The organism is Dysgonomonas sp. 25, assembly GCF_010501075.1.
In the GTDB taxonomy this organism is placed as follows: Bacteria; Bacteroidota; Bacteroidia; order Bacteroidales; family Dysgonomonadaceae; genus Dysgonomonas.
Genome location: NZ_QVMN01000008.1, coordinates 141,728 through 164,121 on the forward strand (window position 1 = coordinate 141,728; position 22,394 = coordinate 164,121).

Below are 22,394 nucleotides of genomic sequence, written 5' to 3' on the forward strand. Positions count from 1 at the left end.
GCCGAGAGAAGAATAAAAAGGTTTCCCTTTTTTATTCCGGAGGCGCAGCCTATCTCCGCTTTTATTAAAGCAAAGATAATACACTTTCTAATATCTCGTGCCATTTTTCGACCTTTTCCGACAAGCTCATGCGGGCATTGGCCGGACTGGGCGATGGTAATACGAGAAAGGTGTGCGCTGTATCGAAGCCAACGTATTTGCGATAAAATTCTTCGGCTTTCTTGCTCGTAAAGCAAACAGTCTCGAGCGAAGGATAGTTTTTGTAGAAACCGGAAAAGTCGTTGGGTATTTCGTTTTTTATGCACGAATCGAGGCTTCCCTGACCTTCGCGTGATTGCAGTACATCCCAGAGGGCTAATCTTTTAGATAGCACAAAAGCTACCCGTTCGTTGTAATCGGACGGTAGTGGATCTTGATATAAGGTATATAGTATTTTCCAGAATTGATTGCTCGGATGCCCATAGTATTGCTGCCTTCTCAACGATTCTTCCCCCGGCATAGTGCCCAAAAACAGCACTTTCGAGTTTTTGTTTATAACCGGAGAAAAGGCAATCTTCCTCATAGGCAAAACGTTATCGGATGCCGTGCGACATTTTCAGAATGACTTTGTTGAGGCAAATCATCAGCAATCCGCAACCTATTACGAATATGGAAATGTATAGGAATATTCTTCCAGCGCCTAATGCTTGTACGGTGGAAGCTAATACCCCTCCTAATATATTGGCAAAGAAGGAAGCTAACATCCAAACAGCCATTAGAACCGATGCCAATTTAGGTGGCGAAAGTTTGGTTACGACGGATAGCCCCACAGGAGATAGACACAACTCGCCGATGGTATGTACCAGATATGTCATAACCAACCACCATAGGCTGGCTTTTACGGTAACATCAGCGATGTCTCCTCCGCGCTCCGAAACGGCTCCCAGCATAAAGAAGAAGCCAAGCCCTAAAATAATCATACCCGATCCCATCTTGATAGGAGTGGATAGCCTGCGTCCGAATTTAGTTCCCCAGAAGATGGCAAAAAGAGGTGCCAGCGTCACAATAAAGAACGGATTAACAGACTGGAATATCGGTGTGGGTATTTCCCATGCGCCAATGAATGGCAGCGTGATAACTCTGTCTATATAGTTTTCGGTATATAATGTCAGTGAAGAACCGGCTTGTTCGAATCCGGCAAAAAAGAAGATGGCAAAGAAGAAATAAATAAAAATTACGGCAATTCGTTGCTTGTCGGCTGAAGTCAGTTTTCCCGATTCTACTTGCTGAATCTCTTGTTTTATTTCTTTTGTTTTCTTTTCCTTTGTTGGTTTCAATCCGACATCTCCCAGATATTTTTTCGATAAGGCAGAGAAAATAAAGAATCCGAGTATCATGCCGATAGAGGCAGCTAAGAATCCATATTTATATCCCCATGCAATTATTTTTCCACTGGCATCGTGAGTAGCAAAAACACCGTCGGTCAATATACCGATAACGATAGGGGCAATAAGCGCACCCAGATTTACTCCCATATAAAAAATGGAGAATGCCGAATCTTTTCGAGGGTCGTCTTTGGAATATAATTTTCCTACTAATGTGGATATATTCGGCTTAAAGAACCCATTACCTATGATAAGCAATATAAGTCCCAGCATCAATCCGAAGTGGGTGTTGATGGCAAATAAACAGAACTGCCCCAATGCCATTACCAAACAACCGATATAGATAGCCCGGCGTTGTCCTAAAAATTGATCGGCCAGCCATCCTCCGATGAGCGGAGTGAAGTATACAAATCCTGTGAAAAAGCCATAGATTAAACTTGCCTCTTTAGGGTCGATAGACAAACCGCCTTCCAAGAATGTTTTGGTAAGGTATAACATTAATATACCCCGCATCCCGAAATAGGAAAAGCGTTCCCACATCTCGACGAAAAAGAGCATGTATAACCCCTTCGGATGTCCTTTTTTCTTTATCTCTGAATTCATATGTTGATCTTATTCTTTAACAACGTTTGGTTTCTCCAGACCATAGCCTTTGAGCCTGTCCTCTCTTTTCAGCAGGAAGGCTATAATAAGTGAGGCTACTCCGAATCCTGCGAAAATAATCATCGGGATAGTATAGTCGTAGAGAGTAACTTCTTTTGTTTTTTCTAATCCGTCTACTATTTCCGTTACTGTATTTGTTCCGGTGATACAATATTTATACAGCACCCATCCAATCAGATAAGGGACACCGCTCAATCCGATATTTTGTACCCAGAAAATAAGTCCGTATGCTGTTCCCAGTTTATTCTCCGGTATAATTTTCGGCACAGAAGGCCACATGGCGGAAGGAACAAGCGAGAAAGCAATTCCCAAAACAACCATTAAAGTGCCGGCAATCAGCCAATGGTCGAGCATAGGAAGCGAGAAAAGGAAATGGACGCAAATCAATAAAACTGCCCCTACGATCATAATAGTTGCTCCTTTTCCCTTTTTGTCGTAGATACCTCCAAAGAAAGGAGTAAGGAAAATAGCTCCTACCGGTAGCATAAACGGAATAATTCCTGCGAAATCGTCGTCGATGTGGTATTTATTCTTCATAAATGAAACGGCATATTTCATGAAAGGGAAAACTGCCGAATAGAAAAGCAGGCAAAGGAAGGTAATCAGCCAGAACCCTTTATTCTTTATGATGAAAAGGATGTCTGAAAATTTGAACTTATCTTCTTCCGAAACTTCTACTGCTCCTACTGATTTGTCTAACTTCTTATCCATCACGCAAAATGCAAGATAGGCTATCAGACCGATACAAAGAGCCAATAATCCAACCAAGATAGGAGTAGAAAGGCCCAGCCTGTTTGCCAATGGAAGCGTTAAGGCATAAGCCAATCCCATTCCCAGACGGGCGATGGCAACCTGCAAGCCCATAGCCAGTGCTATTTCGTACCCTTTGAACCATCGTACGATAGTTTTGGTTACGGTGATACCAGCCATTTCCAACCCGAACGCAAAAATGGCAAAACCGACACAGGCTACAAATAGCTGCATTTTTATGCCGAAGACTGCTCCTTCGAACGTAACAAAGTTTCCTACCGAATAGTATTGGATAGCTGCACCGATAACCATACAGATACAAGAGCCGATTCCCGTCATTCGCACGCCGATTTTGTCGAGAATCATACCCCCGAAGATGAGCATAAACAGGAATACGTTAATCCATCCGTAAGAAAAATTGAATGTTCCGAAATCTTGTGCCGTCCATCCGAACTCTTCTCCTAATTTCTCCATCAGCGGAGCCATTACATCATTCAGAAAATAGGCGCAAAACATAGTAAAAGCTACGGTTATCAGTACTGTCCAACGAGCAGCTTTGGACTCGTTCAGTTTTTTACGGATAAATTCGGTCATATTATTTCCTGTTTTAATGCTTACCCGGGAAAAGAGTAAGCAAGATTGTTGTTTTATTTTATTGCGTTACAAAAGTATAGAAAAAGTCTCAAAATCCTATCAACTACTTCATATTTATGCCAAAAGAGGTTGCCCGAAGCAACCTCTTTCTATGTGATATTGTATACTACCAAACTAATGGGAACTGCGATACGCGCAATGTTGTACATCCGTAAGGAATCAGGGTGATTTCTTCGACAGGCTCCGGCGTATGCCCTACCGATAGCGGTAGTGGGCCGGTCATCTCGTTATATAACCCCCAGTGAGTTAGTTCTTTTGCTTTGACCTTTATTTCGATCGGAGCATTCTCAATATTCCATGGGAAAGTGGATTTGACTTTTTCTTTGTCGACTGAAACGATGTATTTCTCATTCGCTTTGTTTTTGTCGTCATTCACCAATCCGTAGTTCCATTTTGTAGTAGAGGTAGCTTCCAGATAATCCTCGCCGAATTGTTTTATTTCGTGTCCGGTGAATGGTTTCTTCGTCCAGTTTTCGTTCATTTTCAAGGCATATACTAATGGGCCTCTTTCGATCGATACAGAGTTTTCGTACCATCCGTCCTGTATTTTTATTTCCATAGGTAGGCGAAGTTCAAGGACATCCCCGCTTTTCCAGATACGTTTGATAACCTCTACACGTCCGCCTTCTACGCTTTTCAATGGTGAGCCGTTTAATACGATTTCGGCTTTTTTGCACCAGCTCGGGATTCTTACATGGAATGGGAATTCTACTTGCTTCGTCTTCTTATTTACCATGTTAACAGTGTATTTGATAACATCATCCATCGGATAATACGTATCTTCCGTGATGCGTACCTGTACGCCGTTTCCTACTTTGGCTGTTACTTCCGACGGAGAGAATGCCAGACTGGTGATACCGTTATCAGGAGTGGCATACCAAAGATTTTGCGTAAACTTAGGCCATCCTTGGTGCATATTCGAGTAGCAGCACGGGTAACCTGTTTTTGTTCCATAGGTAACGTCGGTGCATACATGGCTGTGATCTTCGTAGAAGTTACGTTTATGCCTTGTCGCCATCACCTGATTGGCTTGTTGCAGGTATTGTTTACGCATAAAATCGTCTGTGATTTGGGTTGGAAGGGCGTTGAATGCGACTTTCTCCAAATGATCTACGAAAGATAAATCACCTGTGATTTCGGCCATACTTTCCAATGAATACATCATTTCTACGATAGAACAAAGTTCTACTCCTTGTGTCGGGTTGTTTCCGTGCAACGGTTCGTCGCCTCCGTACATACCTTGTGCTTGGCCGTTATATTTCCGTATGTCGGCAAGTCCTTTCTTCACAGCGTCGATGTATTTACGGTCGCCCGCCTGCTGATAATATATGACCGGCTCTTTCAATCCTTGCGCCAGATTCACACAGTGGATAGATGCCTGACGGGTTAGAGCGTCGCTATTCGTAAACATTTCGGTGAAGTTGATGCTTTGTTTATGCAGCAGGTCTCCCAATTCCAATAAGAAGGTATCGCCTGTTATGTTGTATAACCAATGAACGACTTGCAGGTTGTCGCATACGCGGTATTCAGCCCAGAAAGTCCAGTGTCCTAACGGTTTCTCAGGAAGTGTTTTCAATTGGTATTGGAAATAGTTTGTCATAAACGGAATGACACGCTGGTCTTGCGTAGCATTGTAATATTGTTGCATAATTTTCAGTACCACCATGCGAGGCCACCAGTCCGCTGAGTTGTCGCGTTGAATACCATCTTCGTGCGGATAATCGCGTGCAGGACCGAAGAATCCGTCCTCGCGCTGGCTTTTCAGTGCCCATTCTATCCAAGGCTGAACTTTCGCTTTCAGGGCTTTGTCATCCAATATGTAGGCTAACGGCAATAATCCGTCTATCCAATACGGCCCGCGCTCCCATTGGTCGCCGTCGCCGCCGAGCCAACCGTTGCGTTCGCCCATTACTTCAGGATATAGCTCGTCCATATGTCCGGTTGCCCCTACACGTTGGCGTTCGAGCATTTCGAGTAACCATCCTTTGGCTTTGATATTGCCTAACGGAAGGGCTACGTATGGTTTTTGTACTAAAGGGTAACGGTTGTTCTGGTAATTCTGAACTTCCGGAGCTTGTGCTCCCATACACAGTGACACCCACAAGGGTATCATCAATAAAAATAGTTTTTTCATGAATTAAACGGGGTTATTGATTTATTGGGTATATAAAACAGAACCAACCAACAGCACAGGCTAGCCGTGCCATTGGTCGGTTAATTAATTGGTTAGTTCTCTGTAAAGATAGAAAAAAAATCTAACCATGCATCTTTTTTATTTCAAGACGTCGCAGACCTCTTTGTTAATTTTGGCTATGCGGCCTTCTTCTACTTTGATTTCCTTACGGTCGTAAGTTATCAGGCCGTTTACTTCGCCTTCTACGTCGGTTGTCTGAGTGTAAACACCAGCCGAGTAGCCTACTTTCGCGAGTTTCTTCAACTCTTCGGCAAACTTAACATATTCGTCTGTTACTTCTTTTTTGTTCTTGAATTGTACATATCCCCAGTTGCGGTCTGTCTGCCACAAGTGTCCTTGCATTGGGAATCCGATACCACCATACTCACCCAACACAGTTACGCGCTCGGCATCGTAGAATGGAAGTTCCGGTTTCGGATAACGGTGGATATCCAGAATGTCGCCTGTTTTGTAGTGGTTACCTCCACTGGCAGAGTTCACTAAGCGTGACGGATCGTATGCCTGTGTCCATTCGGTGATTTCTTCGGTTTTGAATTGTCCCCATGCTTCATTGAACGGTACCCATACCACGATAGAAGGATGCGACATGAGGTAGTCCATAATACCTTTCCATTCGGCACGGTAATCAGCTTCCGATGCAGGTGAGCGTTTGATTTCCGTCCCGTCGAAGTATTTGTATTGCTGCCATTGTGGCGATTTGTCACCGTTAGGCATATCTTGCCATACGAGGATTCCCACGCGGTCGCAATGTGTGTACCAGCGGGCAGGTTCAACTTTCACGTGCTTGCGAATCATGTTGAAGCCCATGTCTTTAGTTTTCTGAATGTCATAAAGCAATGCTTCGTCAGTAGGAGCTGTGTATAATCCGTCGGGCCACCAACCTTGGTCGAGTGGGCCTAATTGGAAATAGTCCTTGTTATTCAGTTGCATACGCATAATGCCGTTTGCATCGCGTTTTGCCGAAATTTTACGCATAGCGGTATAGCTTTTTACTTTGTCCTGCAATTTGCCGCCTGAATAGAGATTCACTTCCATATCGTAAAGGAATGGTGATTCGGGCGACCAAAGTTTAGGATTGGCAATGTTAAGAGCCAATTGCTGGCAAGCAGCGCCTTTGGCTTTCGCTACTACCGACGAACCGTCTTTCACGATTACTTCTACAATATCGCCGGCTGCGGTGTTTTCTGTGCAAACATCTACTGTCAGGCGGTTGCTATCGATACAAGGAATCGCTTTGATGTGAGCAATATGTTTTTTAGTTACCGGCTCCAGCCATACTGTTTGCCAGATACCCGATACGGGTGTATACCAGATGCCTTCGGGGCGTTTGTTTTGTTTTCCTACCGGTTGGTAACCGTCGGTTGTAGGGTCCCAAACTTTCACAACCAATTTTTGATTGCCCGAAGTCAGGTATGGAGTGATATTGAAGCTGAAAGGGGTATATCCGCCTTCGTGTGTTCCGATTTTTATATCGTTCACATAAATCTCGGTTCTCCAATCTACTCCGCCGAAGTGTAATAATACATCTTTGCCTTTCCAGTTGGCGGGAACGGTAAATGTTTGCTTGTACCATAATTCGTTTTCTTTTCCAAGTGTTTTTTGAACACCCGAAAGGCTCGATTCTACGGCAAAAGGGACTAAGATTTTACCGTCGAAGGCTGTAGGCTCTGCTGCTCCTGCCGGAAGGATGGCATAATCCCACAATCCGTTCAGGTTTTTCCATGCTGTGCGTTCCATCATTGGGCGAGGATATTCGGGTAATACGTTGTTTACGTCGATTTCATCCGCCCACTTTGTTTTTATTTTGTCGCCTGCCGGCTTCCACTGTGCCGAGAGGCTCGTAGCAACGGCAATAAACAAAATCAGAAAGAGGTTCTTTTTCATTCTTACTTTTTTGGTTTTAGTTATTAAATAAATCGGTATTGTCTGGTGAATTGAAAATGGCATAGGCCAAATAAACCTATGTCAGTGCAGCAGTAGTAATACTGCAACCTGATCAATAAACTTTTGCGCTAATTATTTGGTTAGTACTGATGATTGGAAAAAATCAGTCCCCGAAAATAGTGCTTTTTCGATAATAAATTGCTGTGTTTTGTATTTTGCCGGTGTTTTTTATTGTTAAAATTGTCTAAAGGCTATTCAATATGTTATATTTTGATGTAGATCTTCTTCCTGTAGAGAATGTTTCCTATCAGCCAGTTGATGAGTACAAAGAGTATAGCAAAAATCAATGAGCCGAAAAGACCTCCGAAATATGGTTCTAAAAGATGGGTGTAAAAAAAGCCTTTCAGACTTGTGCTATTTCCGTCGTATATTATCGGTATTTTCCCTATTAGTATTGACAAAACACCTGCCAATACATATATAAATAACGGATTGACACCGAATGATTCAAAAAATACACTCCACTTTTTGTAGCCTTTTACGTCAATTATCCAGATAAGGAGCGACAATAGGGTAGAAGCCAGTCCGCATGTTGCGAGAACGAATGTCGGCGACCATATTTTTTTATTCATCGGGCATCCATAGCTTAATAGAAATCCGCTGAATGTGAGCATGGCTCCTATGATGAAGAGCCGCAGCATACGATCGCGGTTATCCTTGGTTTCTATTAAAATTTTGCCGCAGCAAAACCCTATTAATACGTGCATGGTTGCCGGTATTGTACTGAGGATGCCTTCGGGATCGAGCCCGGAATCCACATACATATGCTTCAAGCCCAGAATATGCTGGTCTACAATTGCAAGTATATTATTGTCTCCTTGTTCGAAGCCGTTGCCAAACAGCAGCAGCAAGAAGTATCCGAGCAGTCCCGCAACAATAATATACGGTATATACTTATGTTTCACGAATAATGCAATTAGCCCCGTTAACCCATAGGTGAGCGCTAATCGTTGCATGACGCCTAAAATGCGGACATGCTCAAAGTTGGTTACAGCTTTTCCTATACGCTCTAACAATCCTATCTCTGTACCATCTAAACGAAGAAGCGTTCCGAGAGAAACGGAGAGCCACGACAATCCTACGCCAATAGCGAAGATGACTACCGTTCGCTTTACTATCTTCCTGAATGTGGGAAAGGTGAACTCGAAATTATATTTTCGCAGCGAAATGAAAGTCGATATTCCCATAATAAACATGAAAAACGGGAATACCAGATCGGTAGGCGTGATTCCATGCCATTGTTCGTGCCGGAGCGGAGCATAAACATACTTCCACGACCCCGGATTGTTGACTAATATCATTCCTGCAATGGTAATTCCTCGCAATATGTCGAGGGATAATAAACGGTTATTGGTTGGCGAGCTCATTTATGCGTATAAAAATATTTTGGATAAAAATAGTAAATCGTATCGGATTTTAACGCTTTCTTTTGTCATTTTGTTGCATTTTTACAGAGGGTTTGAAAAGAATAGTAAAAGGGTGATGTATAATACGGCTAAAAAACATGTTGGATAACATAAAAATGTCAGTACGTAGTATTCGCGAGTAAAATGTATTAATAGTAGAGCAAGCTCATTGTAATATGTGAGGAAAATATTGTGAAAAACCAAATAAAGCTTCTTAGATGTGGCCACTTAAAGAGAAGAAAACAACAATAGAAAACGAATTCGAGGTGTTTTTCCTGGAGAATTATCCGAGGGTGAAATCCTTTGCGTTGCATATCCTTATGTCGGAGGAGGACGCAGAAGATATTTCGCAGGATATTTTCCTGAAACTATTGAATTATCCGAAAGTTTGGCGCGACAAGGATAAGGACAGGAGAAACCGTTATATGTTCAAGATGACAAAGAATCATATATTCAATTTCATCAAGCATAAGAATATCGAGCGCAAATATCAACAAGAATTGATAAAGAAAAACCTGATTATCGACGAACTCGATTTAGAAGACACTTTGCATGCCAAAGAAATCGAGCTGCTGATAACCTATACGATAGAGCAAATGCCGCAACGTCGTAAGGAGGTATTCATGATGAGCCGTTTTGACGGAAAGAGCAATGCCCAGATTGCCGACGCATTGGATATGTCGGTGCGCACAGTGGAAAGGCATTTGTATCTGGCGCTGCTCGAACTGAAGAAATCGTTAATTTTTTATCGCCCCGTTGAGTAGTCGCGTGGGGTTAACTGTCTTTATCATATAACTACTATCAGAAATGAACGAATACGTAAAGAAAATAATTGATTTATATACCAAAGCCTGTCTGGGAGATTCTGCAAAGATAAAATTCCAGAACTGGCTTACCGAAGATACATTAGCCGACGAAAAGGAAGAAGCCCTGTTCGAATGGTGGAATCAGTCGAACCCTACGGTTACCAAAGACACCCTCGAAGCATTGGCTTCGGTTAAATCGAAAGCGCAACAAATAAGAGAAGGTTCTAAGAAGAGGTTGATTATCTGGAGGTATGCTGCTGCTATTGTGCTCATTTTGTGCTCTACCACGGTATACCTCTTTTCCCGAACTGCCGAACCTGATGCCGAAGTTATAGAATATTTTACCCAAGCGGGGGAAATGGATACCATCCATTTGCCGGACGGAAGTATTATCCAGACCAATTCGCGTACGATCCTTCTGTACAACGAATCATTCGGGAAAGATAACCGCACGATATACCTCTCGGGCGAAGCAAACTTCAAAGTACAGAAAAACGAAGAGCTGCCTTTTATCGTGAAGTCCAAAGAATTTTCCGTAACAGCTTTGGGAACGGAGTTCGATGTCTATTCTTATCTCGAAGATCCTTATTTCAGAACAGTATTGATTTCAGGCAGTGTAAAAATACAGCAAAAAGGAAATGTAGACGACTATACTTTGTATCCGAAGGATCAATTCCTATATAACAGGCAAAATGAAGAGTATAGTATTTCCAAGGTCGATATACAGGAAGTTACGGCATGGCAACGAGGCGAATTTATATTCCGCAGCGCTACCATCCCCGACATTTTGTGTGCTATGGAGCGTAAATACGGAGTGTCGTTCCAGTATAAATCTAATATTTTCAATGAAGATAAATATACATTCCGGTTCAAAAGAGAATCTTCGCTGGACGATATGCTGGAGATAATAAAAAGCGTCTCGGCAAATTTCGATTATAAACAAACCGGCGAATCATACCATATAACGGCAGTATCGAGATAAACCGGCACTGCGGATGTGTTTGTATAGAATTAAGTTTTTTTGATTAACTAATAAATCTAAATCATGAAGAGAACATGAGTCTAATTGCCGCCTTGCGGGGGGTAATACAAGACACCCTTAAGTCTAAAATTTGTTCAAATAGTAATTTTATCCCTAACCCTTAATTTGTACTGATCTATGAATCAATTTTACAAGAAAGTAAACTTTAAGTTAATCTTATTGCTTTGCTTGTTTTTCGTGCAAATGAACCTATTTGCTCAGAGTGATGTGAAAATTTCTATTAGTAGAGACAACATCACTATAAAAGAAGCATTGCAGGAAGTGGAAAAACAATCGAAGATGTCCGTTGCTTACAATGAATCGAAGCTGAACGGAAACCAAAAGATTCGTTTGAATATAGCGAATCAAACTCTCGAGCAAGCGCTTGCTGAAATTTTGTCGGGAACAAATTTCTCTTACCAACTGAAAGATGATTATATCATGATCGTCCCTGTCAAGAAGGAAGGAAAGCCGCTTAAAACAGTTACAGGTACTTTGTTGGATGATGCGGGCGAACCGCTTATCGGTGCTCCGGTAACGGTGCAAGGTTCGAAAACAGCCGGTGCGATGACCGATATCGACGGATCGTTCAGTATCGAAGTTGCTCCGGGCGACGTACTTGTTATATCTTATTTGGGTTACGAAACTCAACAAATTAAAGTGACAGATAAGAATGTTTATAATATAACATTAGCATCTGTTTCGCAGGATCTCGAAGCTGTTGTTGTAACGGCTCTCGGTATTAAGCGTTCTCAAAAGGCATTGAGCTATAACGCACAAGAGGTCAATGCAGAAGACCTCACCCGCGTGAGAGATGCCAACTTCATAAACGCATTATCCGGAAAAGTTGCAGGGGTAACAATCAATGCGAGTTCTTCGGGTGTCGGAGGTGCAAGTAAGGTTGTGATGCGTGGTGTGAAAAGTATCGATCAGTCGAATAACGCAATGTATGTAGTCGACGGAATCCCGATGTTTAATACAGGCGGCGAAGGAAGTACCGAGTTCGGCTCGGGTGGTACTACCGAATCGATTGCCGATATAAACCCCGAAGATATTGAATCATTGACCGTATTGAACGGTGCTGCCGCTTCGGCCTTGTATGGTAGCAATGCTGCGAATGGGGTAATCTTGATAACAACCAAAAGAGGTAAAGCCGGTAAGACGACGCTTACTTTCACGCAGAATACAGAATTCCTGAGCGCTTTTGTAATGCCTAAATTCCAGAATTCATACGGAACAGGTTTGGAAGGAGTAAATCTTACGACATTGGCGACAGACCGTAGCTGGGGTGCTAAACTGAATTCGGCTAACCGCATGGGATACAACCCGAAAGACGACTACCTCAGAACAGGTGTTGTCACTACCGAAGCGGTAACCCTATCTACCGGTAATGAGCTTAATCAGACGTATGCTTCAGCTGCGACAGTCAATTCGGAAGGAATTATCCGCAACAATACTTATGACCGTATGAACTTTACGATTCGCAATTCGACAGTAATGTTGGATGGCAAATTGAAAATGGATCTCGGAGCGAGCTACATCAAACAGAAAGATATGAATATGACCAACCAGGGGGTTTATCAGAATCCGTTGGTGTCTGCTTATCTGTTCCCGCGTGGCGAAGATTGGAACAATGTAAAGATGTACGAAGAATGGAATAATGCCCGTCAGATATATACTCAACGCTGGGATTATGGACTCCAGGGATTCTCGGGACAAAACCCTTACTGGATCAACTACCGCAACCTTCGCGAAAATACGAAAGACCGTTATATGTTGAACGGAAGCCTGAGTTACGAAATATTCGACTGGTTGAATGTATCGGGCCGTGTACGTACTGACTTCTCTGAAAACCAATATACGGAGAAATTGTATGCTTCCACTAACTCGACGTTAGCCGGATCGGAGAATGGATTCTTCGGTATGCAGAAAACCCGCGACCGCCAGACCTATGCCGATGTGTTGGTCAATATCAATAAGACGTTCAACGAAGATATTACTTTGACAGCCAATGCCGGAGCTTCTATCTCGGATATGTTTCAGGATTACTTCCGCAACTCGGGACCTTTAGGCGACGATGCTATTCCGAATGTCTTTACTGTGTATCAGATAGATCGTAACAAACTGAAACCATATCAGGACAAGTATCAGGAGCAGACACAATCTGTATTTGCCAGTGCCGAAATAGGCTACAAAGGAACTTACTACCTGACATTGACAGGCCGTTTCGACTGGCCGTCGCAATTGGCAGGAGATCAGTCTTCGAAAAGCGGATTCTTCTATCCATCAATAGGTACATCAGTTGTTCTGTCTGAGGTTTTACCAATGCCTAAACAAATCGAATACTTGAAAGTAAGAGGATCTTTTGCTTCTGTTGGTCTTCCATTCCAGCGCCACCTTGCTCAAAGGTATCACTCGTGGGACGAAGAGAAGAACAATTATAATCCTAACTACGACCATTATCCGATTAACTTCTTGGATCCACAGAAAACAGATTCATGGGAATTTGGTATAACAACCCGCTTCCTGAAGAATTTCAAGCTCGATGTTGGACTTTACCATGCCAAAACATACAACCAGGTATTTAATGCACAACTTTCGGCCTCATCGGGATACGAAGACTATTATGTGCAATCGGGTAGTGTTGTCAACAAAGGTATAGAATTGTCTTTGGGCTATGAAAATACATTTGCCGGCGTTAGATGGTCATCAAATTATACATTTACGACTAATAGGAATAAGATCAAACAATTGGCCAACAATTGGGTGAATCCGGTTACAGGAGAGTTGTATCCGATGGAAACGTTGACGCTTAAAGCGCTGGGAGATACAAAATTCATCCTGAAAAAAGGAGGAACATTAGGTGACCTGTATTCATTGACTGATTTGCAAAGAGACTCCAACGGAAAAATCTATGTAGATCCGGACGGAAAAGTAGTTAAAATCAATGTAGCCAGCGATCCTGTGAAAATGGGTAGCGTATTGCCTAAGGCGAATATGTCGTGGAGGAATGACTTCGCATGGAACAACTTTAACTTTGGTTTTATGTTCTCTGCACGTCTTGGAGGTGTTGTTTATTCTGCAACACAAGCTATCATGGATAGCTATGGTGTGTCGGAAGCTTCTGCCAAAGCGCGCGATAACGGTGGCGTGACAATAAACGGCGGGGATAAAATCAATCCGCAGATATGGTACGAAACTGTAGGTTCTGCTTCCAATATCGGACAATACTATACCTATAGCGCTACTAACGTACGCCTGCAGGAAGTATCGTTGGGTTATACTTTCCCTAAATCGAAACTATGGGACATAGGAGAGCTCAGTGTATCATTGATAGGACGTAACCTGTTGATGATTTACAACAAGGCTCCGTTCGATCCCGAAGCCGTTGCTACTACCGGTAACAACTACCAGGGTATCGACTACTTCATGATGCCGAGCACCAGAAGCATGGGATTCAATGTTAAACTGAGATTTTAAATAATCGGATAACCATATAATTATGAAAATATATAAACATATATCAATTATACTGATGGCCTGTTCTGCATTGCTCTTCACTGTTCAATGTACAGACTCATACGATAGGTATAATAAGACAGGCGTGAATGACGAGGAAGGAAGCCGCGATCAGTACTTTCTGAAAACGCACATGACAAATATGCAAAGCTGGATTATTCCAAGTGCTTCGCATGCAAATCAATTCTCCGAGCAATTGCTTGGCGGCCCGTACGGAGGTTATTTCTCCGACGTGAACCCGGGTTTTAACAACAGAAACTTCTCTACCTATGGTCCTGAAGACGGTTGGTATGCATCCATCTTCAAAGACTATATGAAGGAAGTGATGACTTCTTACAATACAGTGAAAACGTTGACCGAAGATCCTGTCCTTCTGTCTGTTGCTTCCATTACCAAAGTGGCGGCTATGTCCAGAATTACAGATATTTTCGGCCCTATCCCTTACACCGAAGTAGGTGTTGATGGAGCTCTGAATGCCAAATATGACTCTCAGGAAGATGTTTATAAAACGATGCTTGACGAGTTGGATGAGGCCATTGATGTGTTGACTGTGAACCGGACAAATGATTTCTCTCCCAAAGCTGATCGTATCTATTCAGGTAATGTAGAGCGTTGGATTAAGTATGCCAATTCGATAAAGCTTCGTATGGCTATTCGTATGTCCGAGGTAGAGCCTCTCTTGGCTCGCACGAAAGCCGAAGAGGTGATGTCGAATGCTATCGGCCCTATTTTGTCTAACGATGACAATGCGAATCTTACATTAGTATCTGGCCAGACGAATCCATATGCCTATGGTTTTGATATCTGGAACAGCGGAGGTGATGCGCGTATTTCGGCCGATATTACCTCTTATATGAACGGATACAATGATCCGCGTATGGCTGCCTATTTCGAAGAATCAGCTTTCGGCCCGGGCGTATATGTCGGATTCCGTAACGGGATTTCGATTCCTGCACAATCTATCGGACAACAATATTCACGCATGAATCCGGAAGTTTATAACCAGATGAGCATGCGCCTGATGAATGCTGCCGAAATTGCATTTCTCAGAGCCGAAGGAGCTTTGCGTGGATGGAATATGGGCGGAACGGCTCAAAGCTTATACGAATCGGGTATCGAATTGTCTTTCGGACAATGGGGCGTTTCGGGCGCAGCGGCTTATATTGCCAATGCAACAAGCTCACCGCTCAAATATGTAGACCCGTTGGGCTCATACTCGTTCATAGGTTCGCCGAGCACTATCAAAATAGCATGGAGTGGTTCGAATTTCGATGAAAACCTCGAACGCATTATTACGCAAAAATGGATTGCAAATTATCCGAATGGTATCGAAGCATGGAGCGAATTCCGTCGTACAGGATATCCTAAGTTGATGCCTGTCTTGCTGAACCGTAGTTCGGTTATCACAGACCTGAACAAGATGGCTCGCCGATTGCCTTATCCTAATGATGAATATACAGGAAATAGGGAAAATGTGCTGAATGCATTAAGTACTTTTTTCAATGCTCCTGATAATATGGCGACAGATGTTTGGTGGGCAAATAATCCTGCTAACGGAAGTAAATAACATTAATAGTCTAACGAATGAAAAATATATATATGAACAAAATACTCCTATTCCTATTGTCGCTAATGGCAGGAGGGCTCATGCTTACTTCTTGCAGCGATTGGACGGATGACGAAAGTGTAGATATAAACGAGCCGGGCATCGAAATCCAGAATCCGACATTATATGCCAAGTATCTGGAGAATCTGAGAAAATATAAAGAATCGGATCATAAGTTTATTTATGCATGGCATGACAACAGCGAGAAGCTTCCTTTCAACCGTTCGCACCACTTGACAGATTTGCCTGATAGTTTGGATGCAGTTGTATTGATGCACCCTGATGGTCTTGCCGATTGGGAGCAACAAGAAATAAGCTCGATACGTCAAGAAAAGAGTATCAGAACCTTGTTGTCGATAGACTTCGATGCTATAAAACTGGCACACGACCAGCTCTCTTTTGAGTGGGGACAAGGGAATCCGGAAGTGCAAGATCCGGGTAGCTTTAGCTCATTCCTGGCCGATTCGCTAAGCCACAAACTAAGCTTGGTGAAGAAGTATAATTATGATGGAATAGTGATTTGCTATAACGGTAAGAATACTATGCACATGGAAGCGGACGAAAAACAAACTTATCTCAACAACGAAAATAGTTTCTTCAATTTCATTACTGCATGGATGAACCTCAATCCGACTAAAACAGTTACTTATCAGGGCTATCCTCAGTATCTGACAGATAAAACCTTGTTTAATTCGTTCAAGCATATTATTGTACCATCGGTCAACCTGACGAATGCAAATGCATTGGCATATACTGTGTCAATGGCATCAGTCGCAGGTGTCCCTACCGACCGTTTCATAGTAATAGCACAAACACCATCTTTCGATTCGGGCGATATCAAAACAGGTTACTGGGTCGATGGAAGCATTGCAATTACCTCAACTGCAAGTTGGGCAGCAGGTACATATTCAGATTACACAATCGCAGGATTTGGTATCTATAACATTAATAACGACTATTTTAATGTGAAGCGAGTATACACTTATTCGAGAGAAGCAATAGATACATTAAATCCTTCATTTTAAATTTTATTGATTATGAAACAATATAAATTTTTACTATTATCCCTTTTGGCGCTATTCCTCTTGAATAGTTGCGAGAGCGACGACTCCTTTGGCAATAAAGTATCTTTAACTTCTGCTACAAAGGTGACTACATTGTTGATAAAGCCGGCGAATGTAAGTGCAGTAGAAGCACTCCAAGTAGAAATGCCTCACCCTCAGTCTTACGAGATACATCTCAAATATGAGGCCGATACTTCACTTGTGAAGAAATACAACGAAGCTTTTTATGACAATGCAAAACTATTGCCTGCGAGTTTCTACGAAATTCCTGTACCTTATGACACGGTGAACGTAGGAACTGTGCGTTCGATAGGTAAAACTATCCATTTCAAGGATATAAACCTTCTGAGCCGTGATACGGTTTATGTGCTACCGGTTACAATTACTAATATAAATGCTTCAACATTGGAGAGCGCAAATACACACTATTATGTGTTTAAAGGTGCTGCTTTGATTAATGTGGTTGCCGATTTGGAAGAAAATGCATTAGGCGCTTATACTTCATGGAACAATCCTTCTGCACTCAGAGGAATAACCGAAATCACAATGGAGGCTTTGGTACGTGCCCGCAATTACGATCGAATGATTAGCACTGTAATGGGGGTTGAAGGTCGCTTCCTTATCCGTTTGGGTGATGCCGGTTTCCCTTCGAATCAGATACAGGTTGCAACAAACAGAGGAAACTTCCCGGGAAGTGATGCGAATAAAGGTTTGCCTTTGAATACATGGACGCATATTGCTGTTACATGTAACACAGCCAGCGGGGCTGTGAAAGTGTATGTGAATGGTAGAGTTCAATCCGAAGGAACAATTTCCGGCCTCGGAACATTGGATATGACGGCATCTGGCACGCAAAAATTCTATATCGGACGTTCGTACGAAGATAGCCGCTATTTTGCAGGAGAATTCTCGGAATGCCGCATCTGGAATGTTGTACGTACACAGGAGGAAATCGAATCATCTATTTATGAAGTAGATCCTACTACTCCGGGTCTGGTGGCATATTGGAAGTGCGACGACGGAGCGGGTAATACTGTGACAGACTATACTGCGAACGAGAACCATCTGACTTCCAGGAAGACTGTTATCAAATGGAATCCTGTTTCATTACCATAAACAAATGATTATTTATATTAAAAGTCAAAAATTATGAAACAATATAAGTTTATAAATGTGACAATGGTCACCCTGTTTTTGCTGATGCTGGGAATGTTCGCAGCATGTAGCGACGACGTAAATGTGGGTAATAAAGTGGACGAGGGGAACTATGAAACCAGCGACAAAGTTGCCGGTTACCTGATCGGTGCCGATGGTAAAAAAAGCACTACTTATGCTGAATTTCGCGATGCAGCCGACATCTCTCTCTATCTGGCACTGAATAAGAACGCTACTCAGGCAGTAAGTGCAACATTAAAGTTCGATGCTTCGGTATTGGAGAGATACAATACTGCACACGGAACGAATTATGCTCTCTTCCCTCAGGCATCTGTGTCCTTTGCTAGTGCTGGTGCGGTTTCAGTGGCCAATGGCGCAATTAAATCCGATGCTGCTGTTGTTTCGGTTGTTTCAGACGGAACATTAAATCCGGAAACGACTTATGTTATCCCTGTATCAACAGACTTAAACAACGGAGATATATTATTGGGCGAAGAATCGACTCTCTTGATTTTTGTGAAGGACTTATCACAAATTCCGACTGCCGATAAAGCTTCCGGAATAAAAATTATAAGTTGTATGGAGGTAAATGATACCAACCCTCTGAATAATTTATGCTTTACATTGCAAGACAGCGGAAAACCATTAGTCGACATCCTTATATTATTTTCGGGTAATGTCAATTATGATGAAACGACAGGACGTGTATACAACTACAATAACCCGAATGTGCAACACCTTTTGGATAATCGCGAGAAATATCTGAAACCGTTGCAAGATAGAGGTATAAAAGTGGTACTTGGTATATTGGGTAATCACGACCGTTCGGGTGTGGCTAACTTGTCGAAGGAAACTGCACAGGCATTTGCGCAGGAGTTGAAAGCGGTTTGCGATGCTTACAATCTCGATGGTATCTTTTGGGATGATGAATATTCTTCTTACATATCTCCTCCTCCTCCGGGATTTGTTTCTCCATCGAGCGCGGCAGCAGCCCGTCTCTGCTACGAGTGCAAACAGGCTATGCCTGATAAATTGATGTGTGCATATGTATACGGATTAACAAGGAATTTCCCAAGTGTAGATGGCGTACAGCCAGGTGATTTTGTAGACTGGGGTATCCATGACTATGGTGGCAGTAGCGATTTGAGTGGTAACTACCCGGGTCTTCCGAAGTCTGGTATGGCTCTTTATTCTCAAGAATTTGCACAAGGCAGGACTACTTCTGAAGCAAATTTAAGGAGATTGCGTAATGATGGCTATGGCGGTAATATGATATTTGCTATGGACCCGTTCCGTTCAAACTTTAATTCGAGCCAGTTGCCGGCTATGCAAAGAATGGCAAGGGTTCTTTACGATGAAGAATTGGTGTACGATGGACAACCATACGCTAAAGACTGGTAATTATTTGATTATAATAAACCTTTGGCCTCATTTGTTGTGAGGCCAGAGGTTTGGTTAACAAACTTTTAAATCGATTATTTATGAAAATAAAATATGCTTTACTCTCGCTGCTTGTTATGCTATCCATTGGCTTAGTTAGTTGTAGCAGCGACGACGATAATGGACCTGTGAGCGATCCGGTTATTAAATTGAGCTCGGATACAGCGATGGTTATCGTAGATGAAACAATGGTATTGGATATAGTTTCCGGCAATGGCGGATATACAGTTTTTTCAACAGACGAAACGATTGCTACCGCGACAATTGATGGAGACCGTCTTACCATACTATCAACAGGATTGGGTAGAACCTCAGTCGTTATAATGGACGAAAAGTCTGAAATTAAGGTGCTTCCTGTTATATCCTATTATGATGAGTTGCTAATAGTAGATGGAAATAGATTAGACTTCGGATTCTTTTTGGGAGATAGAGGTGTTTACACTGTAGATGTACTCAAAGGTAATCCGGGATATACAGTAGTGTCTGATAATGAGGCTGAAATCGAGGTTTCTACATCCGGTAACAAAATTACTGTTTCTCTGGTGGATGGCCTTACTGCAGCGACGGCAAATATTACAGTGACCGATGCTCTCGGGCTGACTTCGACATTTGCTGTATCAGCAACAGGTACGACTTTCCCGTATAACGAATCGGAACAAGAGGAAATAATGGCAATGAATACATCGCCTTATGTTGTCTATAAAGGATCGAAAGTTCCATATCTCAATGCACTTGAGAATACTCCAGGTGTGGAAAACCTATCAGGATTAAATTATTACGGTGTTTATTACGTAAGGCTTTATTATCCGGGAGACAGATCTGTTGGCGAATATACAGGTGCGCAAATAGCATATTACTATTATCCGACCAACTCCGGAGGAAGACTTAATCTGGAACATTTCAAGATCATTAAAAATGATGGAGATAAAATATGGATGATATTCTCTCTTTACGACGAAAATAACCAATTGCAAAGAGGCTTCTTTATCCACGATTTATAAAGAAACATACTATACTTGATTTTTCTATGCAACTCCATATTGGGGTTGCATAGATTATTTTAGGGCGATAGTGATTTTCTCTTTTTATTAAAAAAATATAAATAATTTCGATATGATGAGTGATAAGGTCGATTTAAGTGTCTTTATTTATATAGGAAATTATTTTTTATATTAAACCTAATTTAGTACTATGCGCATATCAAAGAAAATATTTGGAGGCGTTATCGCAGGAATCTGTATGGCAGGAGTTTGTCCGGCAGAAATTCATGCGGAAGACTCTTATCCTCCTGTAGCTGTCCAAGACAATACAGCCGTAGCTAACCCGATGGCGAGATTCGATAGCAACCGCCCCGACCCCAAAGATCGTTTGTTCAAATCGCAGGCAGTCGAAAAAGAAATTGTCCGCGTCAAGAAGCTATTGACGAATGCTAAATTGGCATGGATGTTCGAGAATTGTTTCCCTAACACGCTCGACACAACCGTGCGCCATCGCAAAACAGACGACAAAGACGATACCATCGTTTACACGGGTGACATACATGCTATGTGGCTTCGCGACTCGGGAGCACAGGTATGGCCTTACGTGCAGCTGGCAAATACTGATCCTCATTTGAAGAATATGCTTGCAGGCGTTATCCGCAGGCAGTTTAAATGTATTATCATCGATCCGTATGCTAATGCTTTCTTAGATCCGTATGATCCCAATCCAGACCATCAATGGCAGTCGGATTTGACGGCTATGAGGCCCGAATTGCATGAGCGCAAATGGGAAATCGATTCCCTTTGCTATCCCATACGCCTTGCCTACCACTATTGGAAAGTGACCGGCGATGCCAGCGTATTCGATGCCGAATGGCTCGCTGCGATTCAGAATATACTCAAGACTTTCAAAGAACAACAACGTAAAGATAGCTTAGGCCCCTACAAATTTCAACGCGAGACGCCTAAAGCTTCCGATACGGTAGTCAATGACGGATGGGGTAACCCTGTGAAACCGGTTGGACTGATTGCTTCGACATTCCGCCCGTCGGACGATGCATCTATCTACCAGTTCCTTGTTCCGTCGAATTTCTTTGCTGTTACTTCCCTGCGCAAAGCGGCTGAAATTCTGACTGAAGTGAATGGAAATGCAGCTTTGGCACAGGAATGTACTACTTTGGCAAAAGAAGTAGAAGATGCCTTGAAAAAATATGCTACTTTTAATCATCCTAAATATGGAACCATATATGCCTTCGAAGTAGACGGTTACGGAAGCGTGAACCTCATGGACGACGCCAATGTGCCTTCTTTGCTGGCAATGCCTTATTTGGGAGACGTAGATGTAAACGACCCGATTTATCAGAACACCCGCCGCTTTGTGTGGAGCGAGGACAATCCTTACTTCTTCAAAGGTACGGCAGGCGAAGGAATCGGAGGCCCGCACGTATCACACGTAAGCCTGAATATGATTTGGCCGATGAGCATCATGATGAAAGCATTCACTTCGCAGGATGATGCCGAAATACAACAATGCATACAGATGCTTATCGACACCGATGCCGGAACAGGTTTTATGCATGAATCTTTCTACAAAGATGATGCGAACAAGTTTACGCGCGAATGGTTTGCTTGGCAAAATACGCTGTTTGGCGAATTGATATTGAAACTAATAGATGAAGGTAAATTGGAGTTATTGAATAACACCAATTATTAGGGATTTCTCGGGAGGTTTTAGTTTTGCCGGGGATTCTTACCATCTTTCTCTATTTCACGTTTTTGATAGGTAATTATCCCCGGTTTTTTGATTCAACCGATGAAAATATAACCT

15 protein-coding genes are annotated in these 22,394 nt (G+C 42.5%); 9 read left to right on the forward strand and 6 right to left on the reverse strand.

The genetic code is table 11. From position 1 onward, the window contains the following. Nucleotides 1-64: 64 nt before the first annotated feature. From D0T66_RS13290 to D0T66_RS13315, 6 genes are all read right to left on the reverse strand, one after another. Entirely contained in the window at nucleotides 65-562 is a 498-nt protein-coding gene (locus D0T66_RS13290; RefSeq protein ID WP_163357793.1) for a DNA-deoxyinosine glycosylase, read from the reverse strand. Between the two features lie 10 nt (nucleotides 563-572). Beyond that, nucleotides 573-1,967: a peptide MFS transporter gene (locus D0T66_RS13295; RefSeq protein WP_163357794.1), complete on the reverse strand. Its 1,395-nt coding sequence runs from the start codon at nucleotides 1,965-1,967 to the stop codon at nucleotides 573-575. Nucleotides 1,968-1,976: 9 nt separating this feature from the next. Further along, on the reverse strand, nucleotides 1,977-3,371 hold the full coding sequence (locus D0T66_RS13300) for an MFS transporter (RefSeq protein WP_163357795.1): 1,395 nt from the start codon (nucleotides 3,369-3,371) through the stop codon (nucleotides 1,977-1,979). A 166-nt stretch (nucleotides 3,372-3,537) separates the two neighbouring features. Further along, entirely contained in the window at nucleotides 3,538-5,544 is a 2,007-nt protein-coding gene (locus D0T66_RS13305) for a beta-L-arabinofuranosidase domain-containing protein (protein ID WP_255489830.1), read from the reverse strand. Between the two features lie 159 nt (nucleotides 5,545-5,703). Beyond that, nucleotides 5,704-7,509 (reverse strand): glycoside hydrolase family 2 protein, encoded by a 1,806-nt coding sequence (locus tag D0T66_RS13310; RefSeq protein WP_163357797.1) that lies wholly within the window; start codon nucleotides 7,507-7,509, stop codon nucleotides 5,704-5,706. A gap of 263 nt (nucleotides 7,510-7,772) precedes the next feature. Next, nucleotides 7,773-8,936: an acyltransferase family protein gene (locus D0T66_RS13315; protein ID WP_163357798.1), complete on the reverse strand. Its 1,164-nt coding sequence runs from the start codon at nucleotides 8,934-8,936 to the stop codon at nucleotides 7,773-7,775. A 257-nt stretch (nucleotides 8,937-9,193) separates the two neighbouring features. Between D0T66_RS13315 and D0T66_RS13320 the strand changes: the two genes are divergently transcribed. The 9 genes from D0T66_RS13320 (at nucleotide 9,194) to D0T66_RS13360 (ending at nucleotide 22,280) form a co-directional block, all read left to right on the forward strand. Then, the gene (locus D0T66_RS13320; RefSeq protein ID WP_163357799.1) at nucleotides 9,194-9,739 is read left to right on the forward strand and encodes an RNA polymerase sigma-70 factor; all 546 of its coding nucleotides are present in this window, start codon (nucleotides 9,194-9,196) and stop codon (nucleotides 9,737-9,739) included. Nucleotides 9,740-9,782: 43 nt separating this feature from the next. After that, nucleotides 9,783-10,763: a FecR family protein gene (locus D0T66_RS13325; RefSeq protein ID WP_163357800.1), complete on the forward strand. Its 981-nt coding sequence runs from the start codon at nucleotides 9,783-9,785 to the stop codon at nucleotides 10,761-10,763. 177 nt (nucleotides 10,764-10,940) lie between these two features. Continuing rightward, a complete protein-coding gene (locus D0T66_RS13330; RefSeq protein WP_370520809.1) occupies nucleotides 10,941-14,282 on the forward strand; it encodes a SusC/RagA family TonB-linked outer membrane protein in 3,342 nt (1,113 codons plus the stop codon). A gap of 22 nt (nucleotides 14,283-14,304) precedes the next feature. Further along, a complete protein-coding gene (locus D0T66_RS13335) occupies nucleotides 14,305-15,888 on the forward strand; it encodes a RagB/SusD family nutrient uptake outer membrane protein (protein WP_163357802.1) in 1,584 nt (527 codons plus the stop codon). Nucleotides 15,889-15,905: 17 nt separating this feature from the next. Then, complete coding sequence (locus D0T66_RS13340) at nucleotides 15,906-16,952, forward strand: glycoside hydrolase family 18 (protein ID WP_163357803.1); 1,047 nt, start codon at nucleotides 15,906-15,908, stop codon at nucleotides 16,950-16,952. Between the two features lie 12 nt (nucleotides 16,953-16,964). Further along, nucleotides 16,965-18,107 carry a DUF1735 and LamG domain-containing protein gene (locus D0T66_RS13345; RefSeq protein WP_163357804.1) on the forward strand — a complete coding sequence of 381 codons (1,143 nt, stop codon included), beginning with the start codon at nucleotides 16,965-16,967 and terminating at the stop codon, nucleotides 18,105-18,107. A gap of 33 nt (nucleotides 18,108-18,140) precedes the next feature. Continuing rightward, entirely contained in the window at nucleotides 18,141-19,547 is a 1,407-nt protein-coding gene (locus tag D0T66_RS13350) for a BT_3987 domain-containing protein (protein ID WP_255489828.1), read from the forward strand. Nucleotides 19,548-19,627: 80 nt separating this feature from the next. Further along, a complete protein-coding gene (locus tag D0T66_RS13355; RefSeq protein ID WP_163357805.1) occupies nucleotides 19,628-20,587 on the forward strand; it encodes a hypothetical protein in 960 nt (319 codons plus the stop codon). Nucleotides 20,588-20,825: 238 nt separating this feature from the next. Continuing rightward, entirely contained in the window at nucleotides 20,826-22,280 is a 1,455-nt protein-coding gene (locus D0T66_RS13360) for a glycoside hydrolase family 125 protein (RefSeq protein WP_255489832.1), read from the forward strand. Nucleotides 22,281-22,394: the final 114 nt, after the last annotated feature.